Origin of the sequence: Thioalkalivibrio sp. AKL19 (assembly GCF_000420165.1) — a bacterium.
GTDB lineage: Bacteria > Pseudomonadota > Gammaproteobacteria > Ectothiorhodospirales > Ectothiorhodospiraceae > Thioalkalivibrio.
Map to the genome: position 1 here is coordinate 258676 of NZ_ATUK01000012.1, position 25661 is coordinate 284336.

At 67.6% G+C, this 25661-nt stretch carries 26 protein-coding genes and 1 pseudogene; 7 read left to right on the forward strand and 20 right to left on the reverse strand.

Translation table 11 applies throughout. From position 1 onward, the window contains the following. From lepB to rpoE, 8 genes are all read right to left on the reverse strand, one after another. Window positions 1-771 carry a signal peptidase I gene (lepB, locus tag F817_RS0107910; RefSeq protein ID WP_024327136.1) on the reverse strand — a complete coding sequence of 257 codons (771 nt, stop codon included), beginning with the start codon at window positions 769-771 and terminating at the stop codon, window positions 1-3. Between the two features lie 67 nt (window positions 772-838). After that, on the reverse strand, window positions 839-2647 hold the full coding sequence (lepA, locus tag F817_RS0107915) for a translation elongation factor 4 (protein WP_024327137.1): 1809 nt from the start codon (window positions 2645-2647) through the stop codon (window positions 839-841). Beyond that, on the reverse strand, window positions 2644-2883 hold the full coding sequence (locus tag F817_RS0107920; protein WP_024327138.1) for a glutaredoxin family protein: 240 nt from the start codon (window positions 2881-2883) through the stop codon (window positions 2644-2646). The genes lepA and F817_RS0107920 overlap by 4 nt, the downstream gene beginning before the upstream one ends. A gap of 85 nt (window positions 2884-2968) precedes the next feature. After that, a complete protein-coding gene (locus tag F817_RS0107925; RefSeq protein WP_024327139.1) occupies window positions 2969-4393 on the reverse strand; it encodes a DegQ family serine endoprotease in 1425 nt (474 codons plus the stop codon). Window positions 4394-4475: 82 nt separating this feature from the next. Beyond that, on the reverse strand, window positions 4476-4964 hold the full coding sequence (locus F817_RS0107930) for a SoxR reducing system RseC family protein (RefSeq protein ID WP_024327140.1): 489 nt from the start codon (window positions 4962-4964) through the stop codon (window positions 4476-4478). A gap of 22 nt (window positions 4965-4986) precedes the next feature. Continuing rightward, window positions 4987-5961 carry a MucB/RseB C-terminal domain-containing protein gene (locus tag F817_RS0107935; protein WP_081644469.1) on the reverse strand — a complete coding sequence of 325 codons (975 nt, stop codon included), beginning with the start codon at window positions 5959-5961 and terminating at the stop codon, window positions 4987-4989. Window positions 5962-5967: 6 nt separating this feature from the next. Further along, window positions 5968-6537 carry a sigma-E factor negative regulatory protein gene (locus F817_RS0107940; RefSeq protein WP_024327142.1) on the reverse strand — a complete coding sequence of 190 codons (570 nt, stop codon included), beginning with the start codon at window positions 6535-6537 and terminating at the stop codon, window positions 5968-5970. Between the two features lie 12 nt (window positions 6538-6549). After that, the gene (gene rpoE, locus F817_RS0107945) at window positions 6550-7131 is read right to left on the reverse strand and encodes an RNA polymerase sigma factor RpoE (protein ID WP_024327143.1); all 582 of its coding nucleotides are present in this window, start codon (window positions 7129-7131) and stop codon (window positions 6550-6552) included. A 144-nt stretch (window positions 7132-7275) separates the two neighbouring features. Here rpoE and nadB point away from each other — a divergent pair, with 144 nt between their 5' ends. After that, the gene (nadB, locus tag F817_RS0107950; RefSeq protein WP_024327144.1) at window positions 7276-8916 is read left to right on the forward strand and encodes an L-aspartate oxidase; all 1641 of its coding nucleotides are present in this window, start codon (window positions 7276-7278) and stop codon (window positions 8914-8916) included. 231 nt (window positions 8917-9147) lie between these two features. On the opposite strand, the gene F817_RS0107955 is transcribed toward nadB, so the two are convergent. Genes F817_RS0107955 through F817_RS0107965 form a run of 3 tightly spaced genes read right to left on the reverse strand, consistent with a single transcriptional unit; the run spans window position 9148 to window position 11583 of the window. Beyond that, window positions 9148-9876, reverse strand: coding sequence for a ferredoxin--NADP reductase (locus F817_RS0107955; protein ID WP_024327145.1), 729 nt, complete (start codon window positions 9874-9876; stop codon window positions 9148-9150). After that, on the reverse strand, window positions 9873-10787 hold the full coding sequence (gene mazG, locus F817_RS0107960) for a nucleoside triphosphate pyrophosphohydrolase (RefSeq protein WP_024327146.1): 915 nt from the start codon (window positions 10785-10787) through the stop codon (window positions 9873-9875). Before mazG ends, F817_RS0107955 begins: the two co-directional genes overlap by 4 nt. A 43-nt stretch (window positions 10788-10830) precedes the next feature. Further along, window positions 10831-11583 (reverse strand): MBL fold metallo-hydrolase, encoded by a 753-nt coding sequence (locus tag F817_RS0107965; protein WP_024327147.1) that lies wholly within the window; start codon window positions 11581-11583, stop codon window positions 10831-10833. A gap of 228 nt (window positions 11584-11811) precedes the next feature. Between F817_RS0107965 and F817_RS0107970 the strand changes: the two genes are divergently transcribed. From F817_RS0107970 to lipA, 6 genes are all read left to right on the forward strand, one after another. Next, window positions 11812-12051 (forward strand): BolA family protein, encoded by a 240-nt coding sequence (locus F817_RS0107970; RefSeq protein WP_024327148.1) that lies wholly within the window; start codon window positions 11812-11814, stop codon window positions 12049-12051. A gap of 20 nt (window positions 12052-12071) precedes the next feature. After that, window positions 12072-12476, forward strand: a complete 405-nt coding sequence (locus F817_RS0107975) for a hypothetical protein (RefSeq protein ID WP_024327149.1) — start codon at window positions 12072-12074, stop codon at window positions 12474-12476. Next, window positions 12473-13027, forward strand: a complete 555-nt coding sequence (locus F817_RS0107980) for a hypothetical protein (RefSeq protein WP_024327150.1) — start codon at window positions 12473-12475, stop codon at window positions 13025-13027. Before F817_RS0107975 ends, F817_RS0107980 begins: the two co-directional genes overlap by 4 nt. An 87-nt stretch (window positions 13028-13114) precedes the next feature. Beyond that, the gene (locus F817_RS0107985; protein ID WP_024327151.1) at window positions 13115-14326 is read left to right on the forward strand and encodes an HDOD domain-containing protein; all 1212 of its coding nucleotides are present in this window, start codon (window positions 13115-13117) and stop codon (window positions 14324-14326) included. Between the two features lie 6 nt (window positions 14327-14332). Next, entirely contained in the window at window positions 14333-15538 is a 1206-nt protein-coding gene (locus tag F817_RS0107990) for an HDOD domain-containing protein (protein WP_024327152.1), read from the forward strand. Between the two features lie 62 nt (window positions 15539-15600). After that, window positions 15601-16557 carry a lipoyl synthase gene (gene lipA / locus F817_RS0107995; RefSeq protein ID WP_024327153.1) on the forward strand — a complete coding sequence of 319 codons (957 nt, stop codon included), beginning with the start codon at window positions 15601-15603 and terminating at the stop codon, window positions 16555-16557. A 346-nt stretch (window positions 16558-16903) separates the two neighbouring features. Here lipA and F817_RS14710 read toward each other — a convergent pair. From F817_RS14710 to mrdA, 9 genes and pseudogenes are all read right to left on the reverse strand, one after another. Then, a pseudogene (locus tag F817_RS14710) lies at window positions 16904-17111 on the reverse strand (hypothetical protein). 359 nt (window positions 17112-17470) lie between these two features. Continuing rightward, window positions 17471-18175 carry a lipoyl(octanoyl) transferase LipB gene (gene lipB, locus F817_RS0108000; protein ID WP_024327154.1) on the reverse strand — a complete coding sequence of 235 codons (705 nt, stop codon included), beginning with the start codon at window positions 18173-18175 and terminating at the stop codon, window positions 17471-17473. Then, window positions 18172-18435 (reverse strand): YbeD family protein, encoded by a 264-nt coding sequence (locus tag F817_RS0108005; protein WP_024327155.1) that lies wholly within the window; start codon window positions 18433-18435, stop codon window positions 18172-18174. The genes lipB and F817_RS0108005 overlap by 4 nt, the downstream gene beginning before the upstream one ends. Further along, window positions 18432-19319 carry a D-amino acid aminotransferase gene (locus F817_RS0108010; protein WP_024327156.1) on the reverse strand — a complete coding sequence of 296 codons (888 nt, stop codon included), beginning with the start codon at window positions 19317-19319 and terminating at the stop codon, window positions 18432-18434. The genes F817_RS0108005 and F817_RS0108010 overlap by 4 nt, the downstream gene beginning before the upstream one ends. Before the next feature lie 14 nt (window positions 19320-19333). Continuing rightward, window positions 19334-20593, reverse strand: a complete 1260-nt coding sequence (locus F817_RS0108015; RefSeq protein ID WP_024327157.1) for a D-alanyl-D-alanine carboxypeptidase family protein — start codon at window positions 20591-20593, stop codon at window positions 19334-19336. Window positions 20594-20676: 83 nt separating this feature from the next. Further along, window positions 20677-21669, reverse strand: coding sequence for a septal ring lytic transglycosylase RlpA family protein (locus tag F817_RS0108020; RefSeq protein WP_029681067.1), 993 nt, complete (start codon window positions 21667-21669; stop codon window positions 20677-20679). Beyond that, window positions 21626-22657 (reverse strand): lytic murein transglycosylase B, encoded by a 1032-nt coding sequence (gene mltB, locus F817_RS0108025; protein WP_024327159.1) that lies wholly within the window; start codon window positions 22655-22657, stop codon window positions 21626-21628. The genes F817_RS0108020 and mltB overlap by 44 nt, the downstream gene beginning before the upstream one ends. Continuing rightward, complete coding sequence (rodA, locus tag F817_RS0108030; protein ID WP_024327160.1) at window positions 22654-23772, reverse strand: rod shape-determining protein RodA; 1119 nt, start codon at window positions 23770-23772, stop codon at window positions 22654-22656. The genes mltB and rodA overlap by 4 nt, the downstream gene beginning before the upstream one ends. Then, a complete protein-coding gene (gene mrdA, locus F817_RS0108035; RefSeq protein ID WP_024327161.1) occupies window positions 23769-25646 on the reverse strand; it encodes a penicillin-binding protein 2 in 1878 nt (625 codons plus the stop codon). The genes rodA and mrdA overlap by 4 nt, the downstream gene beginning before the upstream one ends. Window positions 25647-25661 lie beyond the last annotated feature (15 nt).

Here is a 25661-nt window from a genome sequence, read left to right on the forward strand (position 1 = left end):
CTATCGAATCGCCTGACCGATGCGGGAGAAATCCCGGTGGCCCTCATTGTAATCCCAATGCAACCAGATAAAGAGCGCGCGGCCGACCAGGAGCTCCTCGGCGACGAATCCCCAGGAGCGGCTGTCATTGGAATTGTCGCGGTTGTCGCCAACCATAAAATAGTGCCCTTCGGGGACCGTGACCGAGCCATCCAGGCTCGCCTGCTGTTCGCGCATCAGGGTGTTGTAGGTGCGGTCGTCCAGCGTCTCCTCGAAGATCGACGCCCCCGACATCACCTGCCCGGAACCCTCGCCCTCGAAGGTACCCACGCGCTCGGCCGGTTGCGGCTCGCCGTTCACGTACAGCACGCGGTCGCGAAAGGCGATGGTATCGCCCGGCAGGCCGATTACCCGCTTGATGTAGTCCTCCTGCGGGTTGCGCGGATACTTGAACACCACCACCTCGCCGCGCTCCGGTTCGCCGGTGTCAAAGATCTTGGTGCGGGTGACCGGCAGGCGGATCCCGTAGGAGAACTTGCTGACCATGATGAAGTCGCCCACCAGCAGGGTAGGCATCATCGAACCGGAGGGGATGCGAAACGGTTCGGCCACGAACGAGCGCAGGATCAACACGATCAGCAGCACCGGAAAGAACGAGCGCGAGTAGTCCACAAACCAGGGCATCTCGCGCTGGCGCTCGGGGCTGCGGCGCCGCCGCAGGATCACCCAGCCCAGCCAGATCAGGCCGGTCACGGCAGTTGCCAGCACCAGGATCAGTTCGAGATTTGCCATGCCGTGTCCTCTGTTCCCGGCCCGCCGGGGATCGCCCAGGGCCTCGTCCGGGCCCCGGGCCTGATTGTCATTTCCTGTCGTCGTCCACCGACAGCACCGCCAGGAAGGCCTCCTGCGGCACATCCACCTTGCCGATCGACTTCATGCGCTTCTTGCCGGCCTTCTGCTTCTCCAGCAGCTTGCGCTTGCGGGTCACGTCGCCGCCGTAGCACTTGGCCAGCACGTTCTTGCGCATCGCCTTGACCGTGGCACGGGCGATGATCTTGGAGCCGATCGCCGCCTGGATCGCGACCTCGTACATCTGGCGCGGGATGATCTTGGCCATGCGCTCGATGATCTCGCGCCCGCGCGACTCCGCGTGGTCGCGGTGCACGATCGCCGACAGCGAGTCCACGCGATCACCGTTGATCAGGATGTCCACGCGCACCAGCGGCGCCGCCTGGAAGCGCAGCGGCTGGTAGTCGAACGAGGCATAGCCGCGGGTGGCGGACTTCAGCCGGTCGAAGAAATCGAGCATCACCTCGGACATCGGCAACTCGTAGGACAGCTGCACCTGGCGCCCGAGATACTGCATCTTCGTCTGCACCCCGCGCTTTTCCACACACAGGGTAATGACCGCGCCCACGTACTCCTGCGGGACCAGGATATTCGCCTCGATGATTGGCTCGCGGATCTGGGCGACCTCGTTGTTCGCCGGCAGCTCGGACGGATTGTGCACCGAGACCACCTCGCCGTCGTTGCGCTCCACCTCGTAGACCACGGTCGGCGCGGTGGTGATCAGGTCCAGATCGTATTCCCGCTCCAGGCGTTCCTGCACGATCTCCATGTGCAGCATGCCGAGGAAGCCGCAGCGAAAGCCGAAGCCCAGCGCCTGCGAGGTCTCCGGCTCGAACGACAGCGCGGCGTCGTTCAGGCGCAGCTTGTCCAGCGCCTCGCGCAGGTCGTTGAAGTCATCCGCGCTGACCGGGAACAGCCCGGCGAACACCCGCGGCTGGATCTCCTGGAAGCCCGGCACCGGCTCGTCCGCGGGGTTGTTGAAATCGGTAAAGGTGTCGCCCACCTTGGCCCCGGAGATGTCCTTGATGGTCGCGATCAGGTAGCCGACATCGCCCACCTCCAGGGTCTCGCGGTCCACCGGCTTGGGCGTGAACACCCCGACCCGACTGACCTCGTGGGCCCGCCCCACCGACATCGCCTTGATCTTCTGCCCGGCGCGGAAGCGACCGGCCTTGACCCGCACCAGCGCAACCACGCCCAGGTAGTTGTCGTACCACGAGTCGATCACCAGCGCCTTGGGCGCGGCCTCGGCATCGCCCTCCGGTGGCGGGATCCGGCGCACGATCTCCTCCAGCAGTTCGGCGATGCCCTCGCCGGTCTTGGCGGATACGCGCAGGGCGTCGGTGGCCTCGATGCCGATCACGTCCTCGATCTCGGCCGCCACGCGGTCTGGCTCGGCGGCCGGCAGGTCGATCTTGTTCAGCACCGGCACGACCTCCAGTCCCTGGTCGATCGCGGTGTAGCAGTTGGCGACACTCTGTGCCTCGACACCCTGCGAGGCATCCACCACCAGCAGCGCGCCCTCGCAGGCGAACAGCGAGCGCGAGACCTCGTAGGAGAAGTCCACGTGCCCGGGGGTGTCGATGAGGTTCAGCTGATAGCGCTGACCGTCCTGGGCGTCGTAGTACAGCGACACACTCTGCGCCTTGATGGTGATGCCGCGCTCGCGCTCCAGGTCCATCGAGTCCAGCACCTGCTCCGACATCTCGCGCTCGGTCAGGCCGTGGCAGCCCTGGATCAGGCGGTCCGCCAGCGTCGACTTGCCGTGGTCGATGTGCGCGATGATGGAGAAATTACGGGTGAGGCGGGTTTCGGTCATGCAGGGGCCAGTTGGTCCAGCAGTGCCTTTCGATCGAGGAAATGGCAGCAGAGAATGTCGCCGTCGACCGCAAGCACCGGGACCTTGACGTTGAAACGCGCCTGCAGCTCCGGGTCCTCGTCGATGTCGACGACCGTAAGCGCGAAAGTATAACGGCTTTTGAGGGCCATGATCTCGGCCAGCATGTCATGGCAGAGACCACAGCTCTCGCGGTGATACAGCGTCAGTTGGGTCATGCGCAAACAATCGGGAGGGCTGCCGACGGGATCGACAGCCCTCCCTCTCCATGACGGCCCCGGAGCCTGTGCTCCGGCGGCGGTTTCAGTCCCGCGGGATGCGCAGGGCGATATAGGTCGGGTTGTCACCGCGATAGACCAGCACCGGCACCGTCCGCCGTTCGCCAACATCGGCGATCAGCTCTTCCAGCGTCTCTGCCGAGTCGACCGCGTGGCCGCCGAACTGCACGATCACGTCACCAGGCCGGACCCCGGCCGAGCGCGCGGGGTTGTCGACCACCTCCTGCACCACCAGCCCGGCATCCACGTCCAGTTCCGCGGCACGCTCGGCGTCCAGCGGCTCCAGGACCATGCCCAGCAGGCTTTGCGGTTCGGTCCGCTCCGGCGCCTCTCGCTGCGGCCCGCCACGCTGTGCGGAGATGTCGTCCGGCAGGCGTTCGATCTCGACCGTAATGGTGCGGGTCTCTTCACCCCGGCGCACCTCGACCTCGGCCTCGGTGCCGACCGGCGTACGCCCGACGATGGGCGGCAGCGCGGAGGAGTTGGGCACCTCGATGCCGTTGAACGACAGGATCACGTCGCCGGTTTCGAATCCGGCCTTCTGCGCCGGGCTGTCGGCCTGCACGCGCGCCACCAGCGCACCCGCGGGCTTGTCCATGCCGAAGGAATCGGCCAGCTCGCGCGTCACTTCCTGGATCAGCACGCCCAGCCAGCCGCGCGTCACCTCGCCGTGCTCGCGGAGCTGTTGCACCACGTCCTCGACCATCTCGATCGGCACGGCGAAAGACAGCCCCATGAAGCCACCCGTACGGCTGTAGATCTGGGCGTTGATGCCGATCACCTCGCCGTCGAGGTTCAACAGCGGTCCACCGGAGTTGCCCGGGTTGATGGCCACGTCGGTCTGGATGAACGGGACGTAGTTCTCGGTCGGCAGGCTGCGCCCCTTGGCGCTCACGATCCCGGCCGTTACCGAATGGTCGAAACCGAACGGCGAACCGATCGCCAGCACCCACTCGCCGACCTTCAGGTCGGACGATGAACCCAGCTTCAGGGTCGGCAGGTCCTCGGCATCGATCTTCAGCAGGGCCACGTCACTTTGCGGGTCCTTGCCGACGATCTCGGCGTCGAACACGCGCCGGTCGGACAGGTGCACCACCACCTCCGAGGCCCCGTCCACCACATGGTTCGCAGTGATGATGTAGCCGTCTTCGGTATAGATGAAGCCGGACCCCAGCGAGTTGCGCTCGAAGCGCTCCGGACCGCGCGGGCCCTCGCCGCCCGGCGCCCCGAAGAAGCGCTCGAACAGGTCCTCGAAGGGCGAGCCCTCGAAGTCCGGCATCTGACCGCGGTGCGGATTCTCGCGCTCGCGGGTGGTCGCTATATTCACCACCGCCGGGCTGTGTTCCTCCGCCAGCGGCACGAAGTCCGGAAGCATGCGCGCCGAGGCCGGCAGCGAGAGAGCCAGAAAGGTCAGGGCAACCAGTGCCCATTGCATCGGTTTCATCATCATCTAACCCGCATTGGGAAGTCGTAGGTTCATGGCTCTAGAAAGCCCGGCCCGCCCACAAGTTCCCGCGGGCGGGTGCGAGCGGTCAGGGTCGCGGCGAGATCACGGACGCGGCCGGGGCATGCGTCCCCGCGGCAGGGTGACGCTCCAGCAGCACCGGGGCCAGATCCGGCGCCCGACGACGCAGCCAGACTCGCACGCCGAACAGGCCCGCGGTAAAGCCCGCGAGACCGGCAAGCAGGTGCGCGCCCTCCCCGAGTCCAGGCGCGAGCAGCATCAACAGGGCCGGTGCCGCCACCAGGCCGGCCAGCGGGAGCAAGTACATCGCCAGCGCTCCCGACACCAGGGCCTGGTCACGGATGCCCAGGGTCACGGTATCCCCCGGCTGCAGCGTCCCCGGGTGACCGATGGACACCTCCACCGCCTTGCGTCCGAGGACTTCGGAGAGCACCCCGCTGCCGCAACCGGTGCGGGCGGAACAACTGCCACAGGTCGACTGGCGTTCGATACGCACCCGCGCGGCATGGCCTTCGACCGAAAGCACCGTACCCTGTTCGCGAATCCAGTTACTCATGCCTGCGCGCCGCGGTCCCGGCTCACTGGTCGGAGTGATACACGACCGCGTCCAGCACACCCTGCACCGTGGCACGCGGGACATCGCCCACTGCGGTCACCTGATGGCCCGCGATCGAGCGGGCGGCGCCATGGGTGGCACCGGCGCGGGTGGTGCCCTCGAACAACTGCTCGCCGCTGGCCTTTTCGATATACACCGAAACCGAAGCCAGCCCGTCGCTCAGAACGAAGTGGCGCAGGCGGGTTTCATTATCCCCGACCCGACGTTCGGTCGCGGCGATCGCGGTGAACCCATCGGGGAGATCCCCGAAGCCCCAGCCGTCCATGCCGGTCTGTTCGTCCCAGTCCGGCTTCTTGTGACCATGATCGGCCCGCACCTCGATCCGCTCGACATCCTCGCGGGTGGGCTCGAGGGCCGCCTCCGCGACCTCCTCCAGCCGTTCAAGATCGGTGAAGGCCAAACGTTCCAGCAACTTGCCGTGTCCGTCATACAGCTCGCTCAGCAGCGGGATCGCCGTGGCCGCGTGCAGGCAGTAGCGATGGCTGTAGCGCAGGGTGTCACGGGCGCGCGCCAGAATCATGCGGCAGTCGAGACCGGCCACACGGTCTGCGCCCATGTCCTTCAGCTCATAGTGATCGTGATGCTCCAGCAGGAACACCGGGGCGCCGGCCGGCCCGTGCGGGGCCTCGCCGGCCGCCGCCCGGGCGCCCTTGAGGGCGCTCAGCCGGTCGACCGAGCGCAGGATCTCGCGCGGGGCGCCGGTGAGGGTTTCCAGGCGTTCGCGATAGCCGCCATTCTCGGCGGCATGCACCACGCGAATCGCATCCAGCCGGTCATCGCGCTGGAGCACAAAGGTTCCCTGATAGCTTTCCGAATGCAGGCTGCCGGTCATGCGCTGCAGCCAGTCGGCGGGGGACGGCTCGCCCGCCAGGGCCGGCAACGAAAGACAGCAGAGCGCGGTGGCGGCAACCAGGGCGAACGGCAGGCCGCGGCGCATCACGCGTTACTCGTCACTCACGGAGTAGCGGACCCGCCCCAGGGCGGTGGATCCCGGCCCGGTCAGCTCCGCGTGGTTTTCGAGATAGCGCGCAAAGCGCGGGTCCAGACCCTCGTGCTCGGTGGCGGGGGCATCGCCACTGGTGGTACTTGCAGGCTGCACGCCACCGGCGACCTGCGCGGGGGCAGCGGTCTCGCTGCTGGCCACCGGAGCGGTCTCCGGGGTGCCCGATTCGGGGCCAATCATCTGCATCCCGACCAGGGTAACCATCGCGACCGCGGCCGCCACGCCGGTCCCGGCCACCGGCTTCAGCCAGCGTGGCTGGGCCGGTTTGGCCGATACCGCCAGCGGCGCCTCGTCGTCCAGGGCCGCATGGATACCGTCCATGAAGTGCGCGGGGGCGGTGCGCCGCATCCCGCCGCGCAGACTGTCGCCGATCAGGTGATAGCGTTCCCAGCGGGCGCGGTCCTCCTCGGACCTCACCAGCTCGTCCATCAGGCGACGTGTCTCGAAGTCATCCGTTTCTCCGTCCACCAGGGCCGACAGACGTTCATTCTTGGAGACTTGTTCTTTCATGGCGCTACTCGTTCAGTTGTCGTCTAACAATGGACGCAAGGTCCGGTCGATGGCCTCGCGGGCCCGGAAGATGCGCGACCGGACCGTGCCAATCGGGCATCCCATCGTCTGCGCAATTTCCTCGTAGCTCAGTCCCTCAATCTCGCGCAGCGTGATGGCCATCCGAAGGTCGTCGGGCAGTTCCTCGATGGTGCGACGCACCGCCCCTTCAATCTCTTCGGACAACAGCTCCCCCTCCGGGGTTGCACTGTCCTTCAGGGCGGAGTCACCACCCATCTGTTCCGCATCCTGCGCATCGACCTCGGCCTCGGGCCGACGCCGTCCCTGGGAGACAAGGTGGTTCTTGGCCGTGTTGATGGCGATACGGTAGAGCCACGTATAGAACGCACTCTCGCCGCGAAAGTTCGCCAGCCCCTTGTAGGCCTTGATAAAGGCCTCCTGGGCCACGTCCAGGGCCGCTGCATGGTCATGGACATAGCGCCCGACCAGATTGACGATCTTGTGCTGGTACTTCAGCACAAGAATGTCGAAAGCCGCCTTGTCGCCCTTCTGAACTCGCTTGACCAGGGCCTCATCGGAAGCCTTTTCGCTCATGCGGGGACTCCCGCCAGCCCACCGGTCTCCGGTAATCTATGGTGCATGGACCGCCTGACTCGCATTAAGTTCGCTTTGCGCACAACACTGTTGCGCAAGGGCCACATTTTGCTCTGGCAACAAGCGCAGCACGTTACCTGACCCATGGGGACAGTACAACAACCGCGCCTGACGGACGTCCTCGTGATCGGAAGCGGCGCGGCGGGGCTCTCGGCGGCCCTGCATCTGGCCCCGCATCGGCGCGTCACCGTGATCAGCAAGGGCCCGGTGGACGAGGGCTCTACCCGCTATGCCCAGGGCGGCATCTCGGCCGTCCTCGACCGGACGGACTCCTTTGACGCCCACATCCAGGACACCCTGGACGCCGGCGCCGACCTGTGCGATCCGGACGCCGTGCGCCGCACCGTGGCGGCCGGCCCGGAGGCGATCCACTGGCTGCTGAATCTCGGGGTTCCGTTCACCCGCGAGCCGCTGGAGGGCCGCAGCCGCCTGCACCTGACCCGCGAGGGCGGACACAGCGCACGCCGGGTCGCCCACGCCGCGGATGCCACCGGCCGGGCCATCGAGGAGGCGCTGGTCCGCAATGCCTCGGGCCTGGGCAGCATTGAGGTATTCGAGCGCCACGTGGCCGTGGACCTGATCACCCAGCCGGTGGACGGCACGCGCCGAGTCGTCGGGGCCTATGTGCAGGACGCCAAGACCCGCGAGGTGGAGACCTTCCTCGCCCCGACGGTGATCCTCGCCACCGGCGGGGCCAGCAAGGTCTACCTCTACAGTTCCAATCCCGACGGCTCCACCGGCGACGGCATCGCCATGGCCTGGCGGGCTGGCTGTCGCATCGCGAACATGGAGTTCATGCAATTCCATCCGACCTGCCTGTTCCACCCGCGGGCCAAGTCGTTCCTGATCTCGGAGGCGGTGCGCGGCGAGGGCGGGGTCCTGCTCCTGCCCGATGGCGAACGCTTCATGCCGCGCTTCGACGAACGCGCCGAACTGGCCCCCCGCGACATCGTCGCCCGCGCGGTCGACCACGAGATGAAGCGCCTCGGCATCGACCACGTGAACCTCGACATCAGCCACAAGCCGGCCGAGTTCATCCGCGAGCACTTCCCCACCATTCACGAGCGCTGCATGGAATACGGCTTCGACATGACCCGCGAGCCGCTGCCGGTCGTACCCGCCGCACACTACACCTGCGGCGGCGTGATGGTGAATCACTTCGGCCAGACCGACCTGCCGGGGCTCTACGCCGCCGGCGAGGTCTCCTATACCGGCCTGCACGGCGCCAACCGCATGGCCAGCAACTCGCTCCTGGAGTGTCTGGTCTACGCCCGCGCCGCGGCCGACCACATCCTCTCGCAGACCGACCTGCCCGCGCCCGAGAAACTCCCGGTGCCGCCGGCCTGGGACGAATCCCGGGTGACCGAGTCACAGGAAGAGGTGGTGGTCGCCCACGACTGGGACGAACTGCGCCGGCTGATGTGGGACTACGTCGGGATCGTGCGCGCCCGCGAACGCCTGCACCGCGCCGAACGACGCATCCGCATCCTGCAGGAGGAGATCCACGAGTATTACAGCCACTTCCGCATCTCCCCGGACCTGCTGGAGCTGCGCAACCTGGCGATGGTCGCCGAAATCATCGTGAAGAGTGCCCTGTCGCGCCAGGAGAGCCGCGGGCTGCACTTCATCCGCGACTATCCGGACACCGACCCGGCCCTGGACGGCCAGCCGACCATCCTCGCCCCCGACAACGCCCTGCGCCCGGGCGACACCCGCCGGCCGTAATCCTTCTGAGTTCGAGCACCGCGCCTGCCGTCCCCCGTCATTGCGAGGAGTGCAGCGACGAAGCACAAAAGCAGCGAAGCTGCGTTGAACGGCCGCAGGCCGGCCCGAAGGGCGAGCGGAGCGAGTACCCCCCCACGCTGGCAAAGCGCTGGGATCAGGTGGCCGAGCACATCGATTGCCACGTCGCCTGCGGCGACTCGCAATGACGGGTTCAGCTAGACACGCGGCGCATTACCACCACTTCTCGTATTTCAGCTGCGCCTCGGGGATGCCCCATTCCGCCAGCAGCGTGGCCATGTCCTCGATGAACTCGCGCGAGCCACAGAAATAGAACAGCGCATCGCGCGGCAGGTCGAGCGACTCCAGCAGGCGATGGCTGATGCGCCCGGTATGGCCCAGCCAGTCCTCGGCCTCGCGGGTCACGGTCAGGCTGACGTCGATGTTTGGCGCCGCGGCCATCGCCTCCAGTTCCTGCGGGAACAGCACCTCGTCCTTGTGCGCCACGCTGTACACCAGATGCGCATAGACCTCGGGCATGTCGGCATGAATCGCGCGCAGAATACCGAACAGCGGCGTCACACCGATGCCGGCCCCCAGCAGGACGACGTTCCTTGCCATGCCGGGCTCGAAGAAGAAGCTGCCCTGCCCCGGTGTGATGTACACGGTGTCGCCTTCCTGCGCGACCGCGTGCAGGTGATGCGTCGCATGGTGGTGGTCGGCATACTTGATGGCCAGTTGCAGGCGGCCGTCCGCACGCGGCGCGGAAACCACCGAGTAGCCCCCGACGAAGGGCTTGCCCTCGGGCTGCGGGATCACCAGGTCCAGCCACTGCCCCGCCTTGCTGGTAAAGCGCCGCGGATCCGCCGCCAGGGTGAATACCTTGATCAGCGGCGTGACCTGCTCGATCGTCTCGATCCGGGCCGGCAGAAAGTGATCGGGCAGTTCAACGGCATCGGTCATGTCGGGTCCTTGGTATCGAAATCGTTCCGGGCAGCGCGCTCGCGGCGCCGCGCCTCCTGGTAAAGGGCCTCCTGGTCCGAGAAATCCAGCGTGTCCAGGCTCGCGCCGCGGGCGGCGGCCAGGGCCTCCATGTGGCGGAAGCGGGCCTCGAACTTGCGCGTGCTGCCGCGTAGCGCGCCTTCCGGATCCACGCCCAGGTGGCGCGCCCAGTTGCTCACGGCAAACAGCACATCGCCGACCTCCTCGGCGACACGCTCGGGGGGCTCGCCCTGGTCCACGGCCTCCTGCACCTCGGCCAGCTCCTCGTGGATCTTGTCGACCACCGGCGCCGGGTCGTCCCAGTCGAAGCCGAGCCGGGCGGCACGACGCTGGCTCTTGACCGCCCGCGACAGGGCCGGCAGGGCCAGCGGGATATCGTCCATGGCGCTGGTCTGGGCGCGATTGGCACGCTCCCGGGCCTTGTCCGCCTCCCAGGCCGCCTCGCGCTCCGCATCCGAGGCATGCTCGACATCGGCAAACACGTGCGGATGCCGGCGCACCAGCTTGTCGCCGATCGCGCGCGCTACATCATCCAGATCGAAGCGCCCGGCCTCCTCGGCGATGCGGGCCTGGAACACCACCTGGAACAGCAGGTCCCCCAGCTCGTCGCGCAATTCGCGGGTATCCGCCGCCGCGCCCTGGTCGCGCGCGATCACGTCGGCCAGCTCATAGGCCTCTTCCAGGGTGAACGGCACAATGGTGCCGGCCGTCTGCGCCCGATCCCAGGCACAGCCCGACTCGGGATCACGCAGCCGCGCCATGATCGCGCGCAGGCGGTCCAGCGGACCCGGCACGTCAACGGGTGTGTGTTCGGTCATCGCGGGAGTGTACGGGGTCCGACGGGCGGCAAAAACCGCCCTCCGGATGAACATTCGGAACCGGTGGCTCCTGATGGGGCCACCGGGCGGGGCCGAGCTAGCCCTGCTGATCGGTCTCGCAGAGGCGCTTCTTGTCGTCCGGCAGGTTGTCGGGACAGATTCCACAACCCTCGTTGCCGGGCAGGGCCCAGTCGATCTTCTTCGGGTACGGCAGGTCCATCTCGTCCATGATCTTGACGAACTCCGCTTCCGGCTTGCCCTTGCCCAGGCGCGGGTTGCGCATCTTCTCCTGGCCGATGGTGGTGATCTGGCGCTCCTCGTAATCGTGCGCGGGATACACCAGGGTCTCGTCCGGCAGGGTGAAGAACTTGTCGTGGATCGAGTGATAGAGCGTCTTGGCGTCCCCCGACTGGAAGTCGGTTCGGCCGCAGGCCTCGATCAGCAGGGCATCGCCGGAGAACAGCATCTTCAGGCCCACGTGGTCCATCAGATACGCGTGGTGCGCATCGGTGTGCCCCGGGGTGTAGAGCGGGTTGACTACCAGGTTGCCCACCTGGAAGGGCTCGCCCTCGCGCAGGCCGAAATCGCGGCAGGGCAGCTCGTCCATCGCCGGCCCGCCCAGCTTGCAGCCGGTCTTCTCGCGCAGCATGCGCGCGCCGGTGATATGGTCGGCGTGAATGTGGGTCTCGATGACGTAGTCGAGGCTCAGCCCCATCTCCTGCAGCACGCGCAGGTCACGGTCGACGGTCTCGATAACCGGGTCGATCAGGGCCGTCTTCCCGGTATCCGGGCAGCTCAGCAGGTAGGTGTAGGTGGACGACTCGTCCTCGAACAGTTGCTTGAAGATCATTGCCTTTGCCTCCATGGCCCGGCGGGCCGGTCGATGATGACCTGATGCTAGCGAGCCGGTTCGGGTCAAACCAAACCACCCCGACTTTCCATGCAGGTGTTTCGGTGTGAGCCCCGCACCGGGGTACGAGTTCCGCGTGTGGGGGCACTTCATGTCGGGCCTGGCGCCCGGCTATCATCCGCGGCTGACATTCGCATTCATCATACGCACGCAATCGGGGGACACATCATGGAAGCCAGCCAAGTGGCCGAACTCATCCGCGCCGGCCTGCCAGAGGCCGAGAAGGTCGAGGTCACCGGCGGCGAGGGCAAATTCGAGGCCCTGGTCGTCAGCCCGCAGTTCGCCGGCATGAACGCGGTCAAGAAACACCAGACGGTCTACGCCACCGTGCGCGATCAGATCGACTCCGGCGAGGTGCACGCCCTGTCCATCCGCGCCTTCACGCCCGAGGAGGCCCCGGGCGCCTGAGGCGCCCGCTTCGCGCGCTTATGCTGTCGCCCAAGGGTCGCGAGGAGATCGAACGCCTGCTGGAGGGCGGCCTGGTCCATGACTGGGGCGAGGCCGAGACCACGCTGCGCAATGTCACGCGCATGCTGCTGACCACCCGTCCGGACCTCCTGCGCCTGTACTTTACCCACGAGGCCTGGGAGCAGATCACCGCCTGGCCGCAGAAGAAGGCCGCCAACGCCATCATCGCGGCGCTGCGCACCGGCGTGGTGGACACCCTGGGGCGGCCCGCCATCGCCAACCGCGAGCAGGCGCGGTTCTACCTGCTGTGCTTTCAGGACGACCTCACCGAGCGGGTCGACGCCTGGTGCCGCGAGCACCCCGAGGAATGTCCGCGGCGCAGCCGCAAGCGCACCACGGCCCTGCCCGGCCACCACGACGAATGATTCCCCCCGGTATCCAGACCTGCGGCGATCCGGCCCTGCAGGCCCACCTGACGAACCTGCTCGCGCGCTACGGCCTGCGCCTGGTGCCACACCCGGCCCGGGCCCCGCTGCCCGGCAGCTGGTGGGGCGAACCCGAGGCCGGGATCATCGGCCACGAGGTGCACGTGCGCCCCGACACCCCGATCCACTCGGCCCTGCACGAGGCCGGGCACGTCATCTGCATGGATGCCGCGCGCCGTGCCACCCTGCACACCAACGCCGGCGGCGACGATCTCGAGGAGTGCGGGGTGTGCTACCTGCAGATCCTGCTGGCCGACCAACTGCCCGGCGTCGGCCGTGAGCGGCTGATGCAGGACATGGACGCCTGGGGCTACAGCTTCCGCCTCGGCAGCACCGCCGCCTGGTTCGGCGACGACGCGGCCGACGCGCGCGACTTCCTGCGGGCCCATGGCCTGATCGACGCCGACGACCGGCCGCGCTTCGCCTGCCGCGGGGCCGTGCCGCCGGTTCCCGTGGCGGCATCGGATGCTACACTGGCGCCATTCGAATAGCCCGCGCATGCGCGCACCTACCGCTGCCCGCCACCCGGGGCAGCGGCGCGGGAATGGATTGGCACAGCACGGATCGGGAACCGCCCCATGGATAGCACCAGCATTGATGCCCTGCTGCAGGACCTGGACCTGACCTCCAGCCTGTCGGACCAGGCCCGCAGTGAACTGGCCTCGGCCTGTCAGGCCCGGGAGCTGGACGCCGGGCGACGCCTGCGTCCCCAGGAGGTCGAGGACCGCTACCTGTTCCTGCTGAGTGGCCAGCTGGTACGGGTCAGCGGCGGCACCCCCGCCCGCATCACGCTGGACGCGGCCGATCCCGACAGCCCCTTGCAGATGTTCGACCACAACATTGGCCCGCAGGACTTCATCATCACCGAGCAGCCCTGCCGGATGCTGGAGATCCCGACGTCTGCACTGGAAAAGGCCCACAGCGCCTCGCTGGTGGTGCACGACACCGATCTGGACGACACCGAAGGGGCCTTCTTCGGCGAACTGTACGACCTAATCACCAGCAACCGGCTGGAACTGCCGACCATGCCGGAGATCGCCCTGCGCATCCAGGAGCTGACCAACGACCCCGACGCGGACCTCGACAAGCTGACCGAAGTGATCCAGCGCGACGGCACCATCGCCGGCGCCCTGCTGCACGCCACCAACAGCCCGTTGTTCCGCGCCGCCAAACAGATCCAGTCGGTCCGCGATGCGGTCAACCGACTGGGCTTTCGCAACACCCGCATGCTGGCGATGAACATGGCCCTGCGCCAGGCCTTCAAGGCCAAGCACGCCTCCACCCGCGACGCCATGGAGGCCAGCTGGAAACACGGCGCCCTGCAATCCGCCTACAGCTACCTGATCGCCGACTCCCTGAAACTCCTGGACCGCGAACGGGCCCTGCTCGCCGGCCTGGTCGCCGGCATCGGTGCCGTCCCGATCATCCAGTTCGTGGAACTGCGCGAGGATCACCCCGACACCGAACGCGTGCAGTCGCTGGTGCGGCGCCTGCGCAACCTGGCCGGCGTGCTGGTCATCAACTACTGGGACCTTGGCGGTGACCTGGTCACCGTCGCCGAGCACGCCGGGGACTGGGGCTATCGTGCACCCGAGCCCAATTACGCCAGCATTACCCTGGTCGCCGAATGGGCCGCCCGCCACGCCGAGGGCGAGACCGTGCCCGATGCCGCAGAGGTCGCCGCGTTTGCCACGCTCGACATTACACCCCCGGCGCCGGGTGAACCCATCGCCTTCCTCGAGGAACGCGCCGAGGACCTGGCGGAACTCCGCGCCATGTTCAACGTCTAGATCGTGGTGATCGAGGAACGCCTTCCCCAGCTGCGCCCGTTCGCCGATCTCAGCGAACGCGCCCGCGACAAGCTGCTGCAGCACGCCCGGACCATGACGGTGGATCCGGGCTTCAAGCTGCACGCACGCGACGAATTCCGCAGCATGATCTTCCTTCTCGAAGGCCGCATGATCCTGGCCAATGGCCGCAATTCGGTCATGCTGAAAGGGGACTCCAGCGAGGCCCTCAATCCACTGTTCGACAGCCACGACTATCGCAGTCACGCGATTGCGGCAGCACGCTCCACGCTGGCGATGCTGGACCGCAAGGTCTTTGAAACCTTGGTGGACGGCGGCAGCCAGGACAGCGTCGAGGTCAGCGAGATCGAGCTGTCCGACCTCGAGGGCGAACTGTTCAGCAGCATCTATACCCATGCCTACTCGGGGGAGCTGGTCCTGCCCCAGTTGCCCGAGGTCGCGCTGCACCTGCAGCAGGCCCTGAAGGACCCGGATGTCTCCATCGCCGAGGCCACCCGCATCATCGAAGAAGACCCGAGCGTCGCGGGACGGCTGCTGAGCGTGGCCAACAGCCCGGCCATGGGCAGCCGCCGCGAGGTCGCCCGCCTGCAGGACGCGGTCGCCCGCCTGGGCCTGGAACGCACTCGCCAGCTGGTGATGGCCCTGGCGATGCACCAGGTCTTCATTCATCGCGACAGCCCCTACCACGAACTGCTGGAACGCCTGTGGCGCCGCTCCGCCCGGATCGCCGCCATCAGCTGCGTGCTGGCCGACCAGAGCGAAGCGGTCGACCCACAGACCGCCCTGCTCGCCGGCCTGCTGCATCGAGTGGGGGCCCTGCCCGTGATCGCCGAGGTCGCCCGCCGCCACCCGGGACGCACACCGGAAGAGGTCGAGCGCGTGCTGTTCCGCCTGGAAGGCCTGATCGGGGAACTGGTTGCCCGGCAATGGGACCTGGCATCCGATATCATGGATGCGATTCGCGATTCCGGCGGCCCGGAAAACCCCGAGGCCCCTGTCCTGACGGACATCGTGCGGATTGCCCGCGCCGCATGCCCGCGGGATGCCGAGGACGACCCGCTCGCCGACCGTATCCCGCTCGCTGACCTGCGGGCGGTGGAGCGGCTCGGCTTCGTCCTCGATGAGGACGGCAGCCTGCCGGCCATCGAGTCCGCACGACAGGAAGTCGAGACATTGATCCGTCAGGTCGCCTGATCCGGTATCGCCCCACGCCGGCCGGCTGCATCCCGGCCGCCAGAGAGATTCAGGGAAGGTCCATGGACACACGCACCCGCCCCCAGCCCGGAGAGAAACAGCGCGCCGCCGACAAGGTCGCCCGCATCCCGGTCAAGATCAATCCGACCGAGCGCCCGCAGCGCAAGCCCAAGTGGATTCGCGCCCAGAGCCAGGCGCGACCCGAGGTGCAGCGCATCAAGGGCATCCTGCGCGAGCAGAAGCTGCACACCGTCTGCGAAGAGGCGAGCTGCCCGAACCTTGGCGAATGCTTCGCCCACGGCACGGCCACTTTCATGATCATGGGCGACATCTGCACCCGGCGCTGTCCGTTCTGCGACGTGGCCCACGGCCGCCCCGAGGCGCTGGATGCGGACGAGCCCCGTCACCTGGCCGAGACCATTCATGCGCTCGGCCTCAACTACGTGGTTATCACCTCGGTGGACCGCGACGACCTGCGCGACGGCGGCGCCGGGCACTTCGTCGACTGCATCCGCGAGGTGCGCACGCTCAACCCGAAGACCAAGATCGAGATCCTCGTGCCGGACTTTCGCGGGCGCATGGACCGCGCGCTGGAGATCATGCACCAGGCCCCGCCGGACGTCTTCAACCACAACCTCGAGACCGTCCCGCGGCTGTACCGCGAGGCTCGCCCCGGCGCCGACTATGCCTGGTCGCTGGAGCTGCTCCGCCAGTTCCGCGCGCAACACCCGGGTGTGCCGACCAAGTCCGGCCTGATGCTGGGGCTGGGCGAAACCCGCGAGGAGCTGCTGGAGGTCCTGCAGGACCTGCGCGACCACGGCTGCGACATGCTGACCCTGGGCCAGTACCTGCAGCCCTCGCGCCATCACCTGCCGGTCACGCGCTTCCTGTCACCCGAGGAGTTTGACGAGCTGGGCGAGCGCGCCCGCGAGATGGGCTTCAAGCAGGTCGCCAGCGGCCCGATGGTCCGCTCGTCCTACCACGCCGACCTCCAGGCCCAGGGCCTCGAAACCGCCTGACCCGTCCCGGGTGCCTTGCCGCGGCAACGCGTCCGGTGCGGCCTGGCTGCTCCGAACGTTCACGTGTCGTACCAGCGCAGCCCGTAGCTAGAGCGGCTTGAAAACCGATTGTTTACAGGGCCTCGCGCCACCGCCTGCCTGGTCGTGGCTGGCCCCGGTTCATCCTCTGGTGTTTACGGTGGCTCCGGTCCGCATACTGCCCGGCGCTGACTCGCCAGCGCGCCCCGAGGCACTTTCTTGCTTGCCCAAGAAAGTGCCCAAAGAAGGGCACCCGGATTCCGCCCAGGAACCTTGCTCCAGGGCCCTCGGGCCGGCGGCGCTGAACTCGCTACGCCTTCGGCTCCGCTCAGACATCCAGCGCCTTCTCCCGGCCCGAGAACCCTTCCGCAAGGGGCTCCATACGGGAGGAGAAAGTCAAAACCGACGCTACTCCGACATTCCTGCCCAGCCCATAGGCACGGCCGCCCGAACACCCCCGGCGCCCGCTGCGCGGGCGCGGCACGCAACGGCCAAAGGCCGAGCGTGCCCGAGATGTCCGAAGACCTAGCCATCATCCACTAGCTATATCGCTGGGATAGCCGTTGTTTTGACCTACCTCCCCGTTGTCGTCGCGCCGAGTGGAGAGGCTTTTCGCGGGATTCAAGGCGCTGGATGTCTGAGCGGAGCCGCAGGCGCAGCGAGTTCAGCGCCGCCCGCGAAAAGCCTCGGAGCGAGGGAAACCCCGGCCCGCGCAGCGGGCCGGGGTCGCGGCAGTCGGGCGTGTTTCTTGGGTACTTCTTTGCACGAGCAAAGAAGTACCTCGCGGTGCGCTCGCGAGAGAGCGCCTGGCAGGCGGCCGGACGACGCCACCGTAAACACCGAAGGATGAACCGGGACCAGCCACAACCCAGCCTTGGGAAGGCCAGGCGACGTGTTACGGCGCCGGGCTGCGGCCCAGCGCCAGCACGCGCACCAGTTCGGCGGGCAACGCCGCCTTGTGCCGAAGCGCGACATCCGCCCCCTCGAACAGCTGTGCGCCGAGATTCGCCAGGAGCGCATCGCGCACACGGTCGATTGCGACCGGCTCGCCCAGGAGCGCCTGCATGGACGTGGTCGGCAGGCCGGCGTAGCCACAGGGGTTGATACGGGCAAACGGCTCAAGGTCCGGCGCTACATTCAGGGCCAGGCCATGAATGCTGCGCCCATGGCGCACCCGCAGGCCCAGGGCCGCGATCTTCGCCGACCCGACATAGACGCCGGGCGCGTTCGCCCGGCGCTCGGCCTTGATGCCCCACTCGTCCAGCGTATCGATAATCGCCTGCTCGAGGCACTCGACGAGGCGGCGCACACCAATACCCAGGCGTTTCAGGTCCAGCAAGGTGTAAACCACCAACTGCTCGAGCCCGTGGTAGGTCACCTGTCCACCGCGATCGATCGCCACCACCGGAATCGCACCGGGATCGAGCAGGTGTTCGGGGCGGCCATTGCGGCCCTGGGTGAAGACCGGGGGGTGCTGCACGCACCACAAGGCGTCGGGGGCAGCGCCCCCGCGCTCACGCCCGTGGAGCTGCATCGCCTGCCATACCGGGACGTAGGGCTGCAGCCCCAGCTCGCGCACCTCGACCGGGGCCGGTGTCACAGGATCATGCGCACCCGGTCGCAGCGGCCAAGGGAGCGGTAGAAGGCGTCCAGCTGTTCCTGACTGGTCGCGGTAAAGGTGATGGTGATGCCGACGAAGCGGCCCGCGCGCGAGGCGCGCTGCTCGATCACCGCGTCCTCGGCATCCAGGTGCTCCGCCACGCAGCCCTCGACCGCCTCCAGCAGTTCCGGGTGCGCATCACCCATGACCTTCACCGGGAACCGGCAGGGAAACTCGATCAGCGTCTCGCGGTCGCTCATGCGGAACCTCCCGACTGCATGGGTGTTCTTACCTGCGCGCCGGGCTTGGCGGCCTGATAGGCCGCGTGGACGGCCTGCCAGACCGGTCCGGGAAGGCCGGCACCCACGGCGTGGTCATCCAGACGCGTGACCGGGAGGATCTCGCGCGTCGAACTGGTGAGCCAGATCTCTCCCGCCCGGGCCAACTCGTCCGCGCTGACCCCGCGCTCTTCCACCGGGTACCCCAGCTCGCGCGCGAGTTCAAGCACCCGCCAACGGGTGACCCCCGGCAGCACCGAGGCGTCCAGCGGCGGGGTGATGACCCGCCCGTCGAGGACCACGAAGACATTGCTGGCCGCACCTTCGGTCAGCTTTCCGTCGCGCAGCAGAACGGCCTCGACGGCACCCCGCTCCATCGCTTCCTGGCGGTTCAGCACGTTCGCCAGCAGCGTGGTCGCCTTGATATCACAGCGTTCCCAGCGGCAATCCTCGGCCGTCACGGCCGCCACGCCCTCCACGCGCACTGCCTCCGGCAGGGGGCGAATCGGACTCGCCATCGCCAGAACCGTCGGCCGCGCATCCGCGGGAAAGGCATGATCGCGCGGGGCCACGCCACGCGTCACCTGCAGGTAGACACCCAGATCCGGGGTCGCGGGATCGGCATTGCGCACCAGCAGATCCGTCAGCAGCGCAGTCCACTCCGCGGGCGCAAACGGGTTCGGGATGCGAATGGCCTCGAGGGACCGCGCCAGCCGTTCGAGATGTTCGGGGAGCAGGAAGAACTCGCCGGCGTAACTGGGGATCACCTCGTAAACCGAGTCCCCAAACAGGAAACCCCGGTCCAGCGGCGAGATTCGGACCTGGTCCAGCGGCAGGTAGTCCCCGTTGAAATAGGCAATGCTCACGATCGGTACGCGGTTCAGAACGGCCAGGCCGCCTGGATACCGAGGGCCGCGCCATCCCACAGGCGCCGTACGAGTCCGCCCTGTTCCACCGGCTGCAACGCGACCAGCGGCTGGGTCCGGATCACCTCGCCGTTCAGGCGCACCACGACCTCGCCCACCGGGTCGCCCGCGGCAAGCGGCGCCTCCAGCGGCTGGCTCACCTCCATCGAGGCGTCCAGGTCGTCCTCCCGTCCCGGCGGGACCATTACCCAGAAGTCCTCGGCCAGACCGACAGCCACCTCGGTCTGTGACCCGCGGTAGACCCGCGGACTCCCCAGTTCGTGGCCGCCATCAAACAGCTTGCGTGTCGCGGTGAACCGCATGCCCCAGTTCACCAGCGCCTGCGATTCATTGGCGCGGCGGGTGCCGCCCTGCTGGTGGTCGGATGCCTCGATGCCCATGACCACGGCCACCAGTCGGCGGTCGTTGCGCTCGGCGGAGGAGACCAGATTGTAGCCGGCGTTCGAGGTCCAGCCGGTCTTCAGGCCGTCGAACCCGGCATCGCGCCAGAGGAGCATATTGCGATTGCTCTGCGAGATGTCGTTGTACTCGAACGAGCGCTCGCTGTAGTAGCCGTAGAGATCGGGGAAGTCCCGGATCAGCGCCCGCGCGAGCAGCGCCATGTCCTGCGCCGTGGTGTACTGCGACTCGTCGGACGGCAAGCCGTGCGGGTTGGCAAAGTAGGACTGGCGCATCCCCAGTTCGCGGGCCTGGGCATTCATCATGTCGACGAACGCCCCTTCGGAACCGGCGACGTGCTCGGCCAGGGCCGTGGAGGCGTCGTTACCGGACTGGACAATCATCCCGCGCAGCAGGTCCTCGACGCCGACTTCCTCGCCAACCTCGATAAACATGCGCGAAGCCCCGCGCATCCCGGTGCGCCAGGCGCGCTCGCTGACCGTCACCCGGTCGTCCAGCGCCATGCGACCCGCGGTAATCTCGCCGAACACCACGTAGGCCGTCATCAGCTTGGTCAGGCTTGCCGGCTCGCGTTCCACCATCGGGTCGCGGCTGGCCAGCATCAGGCCGGAGTCGAAGTCCATCAGTGCATAGCTCGCCGCCGTCACGTCCGAGGGCGGACGCGGGATGCCGCCGGGCACGTTCGCACCCGAACCGGCCACGGGCAGCTCCGGCTCCTGCGCGTGCGCTGGAACAAGCGCCAGCACGAGCGCCAGGATCACCGGCAGGCAGGCCGCCAGAAGCGGCAGAAACGGGGTGCGGACGGACGAATTCATGATGGGGAAGGACCTCCTGAAGGACCGGTCTACGATAGCAGAATCGGGGCCCGGAACGGGCCGGAAAACCACGAAAACGGATGCTACGGCGCGTCGTTGACCACGCGGTAGTCCACGTGCGCCGCGCCCTGCAGGCGATCGGTAATCGTGCGGACAGCCTCGCCATCGGCGAGCGGGCCGATGCGCACGCGGTGCAGGGCCACGCCGTTGTCCCGCTCGACGCTGGAGATCCGCACCGACTCGAACCCGAGCGCGCGCAAATCCTCGCGCACCTGCTCGGCGGAGTGACGTTCGGCGAACGCCCCGACCTGGACAAAACGCCCGGACCCGCGCGCCTCGCCATTGGCCACGTCAGCGCCCGTCGAGGCGTCCTGCGGTTCGGCCAAGGCGATCGCCCGGGGTTCCGCGGCCACTTCGAGCGGCTCGGGCTCCGGTGCCGCCGCGACACGGGCAGAGCGGGTATCGCCCGGCCCAACCGCGCGGATGCGTACCCGCGCCACCCCGGCATCCGTCATGTCGATGCGATGGGCAGCCGCGTAGGAAAGATCGATGATGCGCCCGTCGACGAAGGGCCCGCGATCATTCACCCGCACCACGACCTGCTTGCCGTTTTCCAGGTTGGTCACCTCGACGTAGCTCGGCAGCGGCAACGACTTGTGCGCCGCCGTCATCGCGTACATGTCATAGGGCTCGCCGCTGGAGGTCCGCCGGCCGTGAAACTTGGTCCCGTACCAGGAGGCAACCCCTTCCTCCTCGAAGCCATCACTGGTCCGGAGGGTGCGATACCGCTGACCGAAGACCTCGTACTCGGGGGGATTGCCATAGCGACTCGGAGGCTCGTCGCGTGGCTCCGGCTCCGGAATGAGCGCCAGGTCCTGCGGGACATGCGCGGGATCCGGGTAGCTGTCATACGCGGCATCGCCCAGCGGGCGATCCGGGTCCGACTCGCGGTCGGGAGTCGACGAACAGCCCGCCAGGACCAGCGCCAGCAAGGCCGCGAACGCAGCACCTAGCGCACCCGCCGGGCGCGGGTTACTCGGCCAGGGCCTCGGCCAGTTGGTGCACGGCCATCGCATACAGCGGGCTCCGGTTGTAACGGGTGATCACGTAGAAATTCGGATATCCCAGATAGTACTCGTAACCATCATCGCCCTCGAGCCGGATAAACGAATACTCGCCATCCTCGTCCACGGCCTCGTCCGGGTAGATGCCGTGCTCGGCCAGCTCCGCGAGGTCGAAGCGGGCCTGATAGTTGCGACTGATCAGGTCCTCGTGGGCATCACCCTCGACGCGGGCCTTCGCCACTACCGGCTCGCCGTGATTCCAGCGGTGCTCGCGGAAGTAGTTGGCAACCGAGCCGATCGCATCCGGCCAGGAATTCAGCAGGTCGCGCTGGCCGGAACCGTCGAAGTCCACCGCGTAATGGCGATAGCTGGACGAGATGAACTGGCCACGCCCCATGGCCCCGGCGTAGGAGCCACGCGTCTCGCGCGGATCGAGGCCTTCCTCGTCCACGAGCGTCAGGAACTCGCCCAGCTCGCGGCGGAAGAAGTCGGACCGCGGCGGGTAGTCGAAGCCCAGGGTGACCAGGGCATCAAACACGCGAAAACCACCGGTGTTGCGGCCGTAGTAGGTCTCGACCCCGATGATCGCGGCGATGATCTTCGGCTCCACGTCAAAGCGGTCCTCGGCGCGCTGGAGCCACCGGTCATGCTCCAGCATGAACTCGCGGCCACGCTCGATGCGCTCGTCGGTGATGAAGATCGGCCGGTAATCCTTCCACGGCCGCGCCTCGGCCGGGCTGGAGATCAGATCGAGGATGCGCTGCTGCGGGTTGGCCGCGGCAAACATCGACTCCAGCGCCTCGCGGTCGCGGCCGGCCGCGACCTGCTCGTCGATGAAGGCCTGAACCTCGTCGCGCTCGAGATATGGCGGATCGCCCGCGCGGAATTCGCTTTCCGCCGCCACCGGGAGGGACGTGGCCACCAGGGACAGAGCCAGCCCGAGCGGCAACAGGAGCGGACGGGCAAGGCGGGCCCACACGGGGCGCAGGGTCAGGGTCATCGATTCACCAGGCGTTTCTGGGAGGCTATGCTCATGAGAATACCGAAGGCGACCATCAGGGTCACCAGCGAAGTCCCCCCGTAACTGACAAGGGGCAGCGGCACGCCAACCACCGGCAGCAGACCGGTCACCATGCCGATATTGACCACCATGTAGACCGCAAAGGTCAGGCTGATACTCCCGCCCAGCAGCCGGGCATAGCGATCCTGTGCCAGCGCGGCGATCCAGAGCCCGCGGGCGACAATCGCAAAATACAGCAGCAGGAGCAGCGCGACACCAATAAAGCCGAATTCCTCGGCGTAGACCGCAAAAATGAAGTCGGTGGAGCGCTCCGGCAGAAACTCCAGCTGCGACTGGGTCCCGTTCAGCCACCCCTTGCCATACAGGCCGCCGGACCCGATCGCGATCTTCGACTGGATAATGTGATAACCCGCCCCCAGCGGATCGGATTCCGGGTTGAACAGCGTCAGCACTCGCTGACGCTGGTAATCCAGCATCTGCGACCACAGGACCGGGATAGCGGCCGCGGCCACCACCCCGAGCCCGAGGAACCAGCGCCAGCCCAGGCCCGCGAGGAAGACCACCAGGAATCCCGCCGCCCCCACCAGCATCGAGGTCCCGAGATCCGGCTGCTGCATGATCAGGTACACCGGAACCAGGATCAGCGCCGCGGTCACCACAAGGTCCCGAAAGCGCGGTCGCCCGCTGCGCAGCGACAGATACCAGGCCACCATCATCGGCACGGCAAGCTTCATGATCTCGGAGGGCTGGAAACGCATGAAGCCGAGATCCAGCCAGCGCTGGGCGCCCTTGCCGACATCGCCGACCCACATCACCGCCAGCAACAGCAGGACCCCGGCCACGAACAGCCACGGCGAGATGGCGCGCAGGGCATACATGGACACCTGCGCCACCAGCAGCATCGCCGTCACCCCCAGGCCGATGCGCATCACCTGGCGCTCCAGGGCGATCACGCTCTCGCCGGTGGCGCTGAACAGCACCGCCAGCCCCAGCAGCAGCAGGATGGACAGCAGCACCAGCAGCACGCTGTCCAGACGAAGGCTGCGCAGGGCCCACTGGCTGATCGACATTTCCCGTCCGGTCACGCTGATCATTCGTCCTCCGGGACCTCGAGGGTCATGCCCGCCCCCTCCAGCAGATAGGCATCCAGCACCTCGCGGGCTACGGGTGCGGCGACCCGGCCGCCGGAACCGCCGTGCTCGACCAGCACGGCGACCGCGATGCGCGGGTCCTCGGCCGGGGCGTAGCCCACGAACAGCGCGTGGTCCCACAGGCGTCGGGCCAGCTCGTCTTCGTCGTACTCCTCGTCCTCGCCCAGGCTGAACACCTGCGACGTACCGGTCTTGCCGGCAATGGTGTATTCCGGACGGGTACTGCCCACGCTGCCCCAGGCGGTCCCGTGGCGGGCGTGAACGGCTTCCACCAGCGAGCCGTGGATCGCGTCCCAGTGCTTCGCGTCCACCGTTACCGGCTCGCGCTTCACCGGGAGGGGATATTCCGGCTCGCCGGTCCCGTTATCCATGGCACGCAGCAAATGCGGCTGGTAGCGCTCGCCGCGGACGGCCAGCGCCGCGGTGAAATCGGCCATCTGCAGGGGTGTGGACAGCATATACCCCTGGCCGATCGCGGTGATCAGCGTCTCGCCGGGGAACCACACCTCGTCATGCGTCGCCCGCTTCCAGTCGCGACTGGGCAGGATGCCCGCTCGTTCGCCGGTGGAATCAATGCCGGTGCGCTGGCCGATCCCGAAGGCCCCCAGGATCGGCACCATGCGATCGATGCCCATGGTATGGGCCAGGTCGTAGAAGTAGACGTCGGAGGACACCGCGATGGCCCGCGACATGTCCACCCGGCCATGGCCCTCGCGACGCCAGTCGCGATAGCGCCGCTCGTGCCCCGGTAGCTGGTAGTAGCCACGGGCGAACATCTCGCGCTCGGCAGTGGTGACGTCCTCGTTCAGGGCGGCCAGCCCGACCAGTGGCTTGATCGTCGAGCCTGGCGGGTACTGGCCACTCAGCGCGCGGTTGAACAGCGGGCGGCGCTTGTCATCGCGCACCGCGGCAAAGTCGCCCTGCGATATCCCGTGAACAAAGGCCTCGGGGTCGAAACCGGGGGCGCTGACCAGTGCCAACACCTCGCCGTTGTTGGGGTCAATGGCCACGATGGCGCCGTCCCGCCCGGCCAGCGCGCGGTAGGCGGCCTGCTGCAGGTTCACATCCAGGGTCAGGGTCAGGTCCGTGCCGGGTTGCGGCGGCGTCACCGAGAGCTCGCGGATCACGCGCCCCTGGGCATTCACCTCCACCTGGCGGTAACCCGGCCGGCCGTGCAGCAGCTCCTCGTAATAGCGTTCGACACCGCTCTTGCCGATATGCGAGGTACCGGCGTAGGCACGTCCGTCCACGCGCTGCAGATCCTGCTGGTTGATGCGCCCGACGTAGCCGACCGCATGCGAGAACTTGGAGCCCAGGGGATAGAAACGCAGCGGCCGTGCCTCGATTTCGACCCCCGGCAGTTCATGGCGCGAGACCGCGATGCGCGCCACCGTCTCGTCGTCCAGCCCGGCCTTCAGCAGCACCGGCTGGAACGGACGGCGCTGGCGAACGCCCCGGCGGAAGCGTTCGACATCCGCCTCGCTCAGCTCCACGTAGCCACGCAGCCGGGCCAGCAGGGAATCGAGATCCCCGGCCTGCTCCACCGTGACCTCCAGCTGGTAGGAAGCGCGGTTGCCCGCCAGCAGCACGCCGTTGCGGTCCCGGATCACGCCGCGGGTCGGGGCGATCGGCTCCACCCGCAGGCGATTGTTCTCCGACAGCGTGGTGAAATGCGAATGCGCGCCGACCTGCAGGCCCGACAACCGCCAGCCAAGCGCCAGCAGGATCGCCGCCAGGATCACCAGTGCCAGCAGGATGCGCACCACGAAACGCTCGCGATCCTGCTGTTCCTCGCCATAGGCGTCGCGTTCGGCCATCTCAGCGGGTCACCA

Bases quoted from the DNA above. Each gene is read 5' to 3' on its own strand.
- lepB (WP_024327136.1), bottom strand. From the start codon at position 771: ATGGCAAATCTCGAACTGATCCTGGTGCTGGCAACTGCCGTGACCGGC.
- lepA (WP_024327137.1), bottom strand. From the start codon at position 2,647: ATGACCGAAACCCGCCTCACCCGTAATTTCTCCATCATCGCGCACATC.
- F817_RS0107920 (WP_024327138.1), bottom strand. From the start codon at position 2,883: ATGACCCAACTGACGCTGTATCACCGCGAGAGCTGTGGTCTCTGCCAT.
- F817_RS0107925 (WP_024327139.1), bottom strand. From the start codon at position 4,393: ATGATGATGAAACCGATGCAATGGGCACTGGTTGCCCTGACCTTTCTG.
- F817_RS0107930 (WP_024327140.1), bottom strand. From the start codon at position 4,964: ATGAGTAACTGGATTCGCGAACAGGGTACGGTGCTTTCGGTCGAAGGC.
- F817_RS0107935 (WP_081644469.1), bottom strand. From the start codon at position 5,961: ATGCGCCGCGGCCTGCCGTTCGCCCTGGTTGCCGCCACCGCGCTCTGC.
- F817_RS0107940 (WP_024327142.1), bottom strand. From the start codon at position 6,537: ATGAAAGAACAAGTCTCCAAGAATGAACGTCTGTCGGCCCTGGTGGAC.
- rpoE (WP_024327143.1), bottom strand. From the start codon at position 7,131: ATGAGCGAAAAGGCTTCCGATGAGGCCCTGGTCAAGCGAGTTCAGAAG.
- nadB (WP_024327144.1), top strand. From the start codon at position 7,276: ATGGGGACAGTACAACAACCGCGCCTGACGGACGTCCTCGTGATCGGA.
- F817_RS0107955 (WP_024327145.1), bottom strand. From the start codon at position 9,876: ATGACCGATGCCGTTGAACTGCCCGATCACTTTCTGCCGGCCCGGATC.
- mazG (WP_024327146.1), bottom strand. From the start codon at position 10,787: ATGTTCATCCGGAGGGCGGTTTTTGCCGCCCGTCGGACCCCGTACACT.
- F817_RS0107965 (WP_024327147.1), bottom strand. From the start codon at position 11,583: ATGATCTTCAAGCAACTGTTCGAGGACGAGTCGTCCACCTACACCTAC.
- F817_RS0107970 (WP_024327148.1), top strand. From the start codon at position 11,812: ATGGAAGCCAGCCAAGTGGCCGAACTCATCCGCGCCGGCCTGCCAGAG.
- F817_RS0107975 (WP_024327149.1), top strand. From the start codon at position 12,072: ATGCTGTCGCCCAAGGGTCGCGAGGAGATCGAACGCCTGCTGGAGGGC.
- F817_RS0107980 (WP_024327150.1), top strand. From the start codon at position 12,473: ATGATTCCCCCCGGTATCCAGACCTGCGGCGATCCGGCCCTGCAGGCC.
- F817_RS0107985 (WP_024327151.1), top strand. From the start codon at position 13,115: ATGGATAGCACCAGCATTGATGCCCTGCTGCAGGACCTGGACCTGACC.
- lipA (WP_024327153.1), top strand. From the start codon at position 15,601: ATGGACACACGCACCCGCCCCCAGCCCGGAGAGAAACAGCGCGCCGCC.
- F817_RS0108005 (WP_024327155.1), bottom strand. From the start codon at position 18,435: ATGAGCGACCGCGAGACGCTGATCGAGTTTCCCTGCCGGTTCCCGGTG.
- F817_RS0108015 (WP_024327157.1), bottom strand. From the start codon at position 20,593: ATGAATTCGTCCGTCCGCACCCCGTTTCTGCCGCTTCTGGCGGCCTGC.
- F817_RS0108020 (WP_029681067.1), bottom strand. From the start codon at position 21,669: ATGCGATGGCCGTGCACCAACTGGCCGAGGCCCTGGCCGAGTAACCCG.
- mltB (WP_024327159.1), bottom strand. From the start codon at position 22,657: ATGACCCTGACCCTGCGCCCCGTGTGGGCCCGCCTTGCCCGTCCGCTC.
- rodA (WP_024327160.1), bottom strand. From the start codon at position 23,772: ATGATCAGCGTGACCGGACGGGAAATGTCGATCAGCCAGTGGGCCCTG.
- mrdA (WP_024327161.1), bottom strand. From the start codon at position 25,646: ATGGCCGAACGCGACGCCTATGGCGAGGAACAGCAGGATCGCGAGCGT.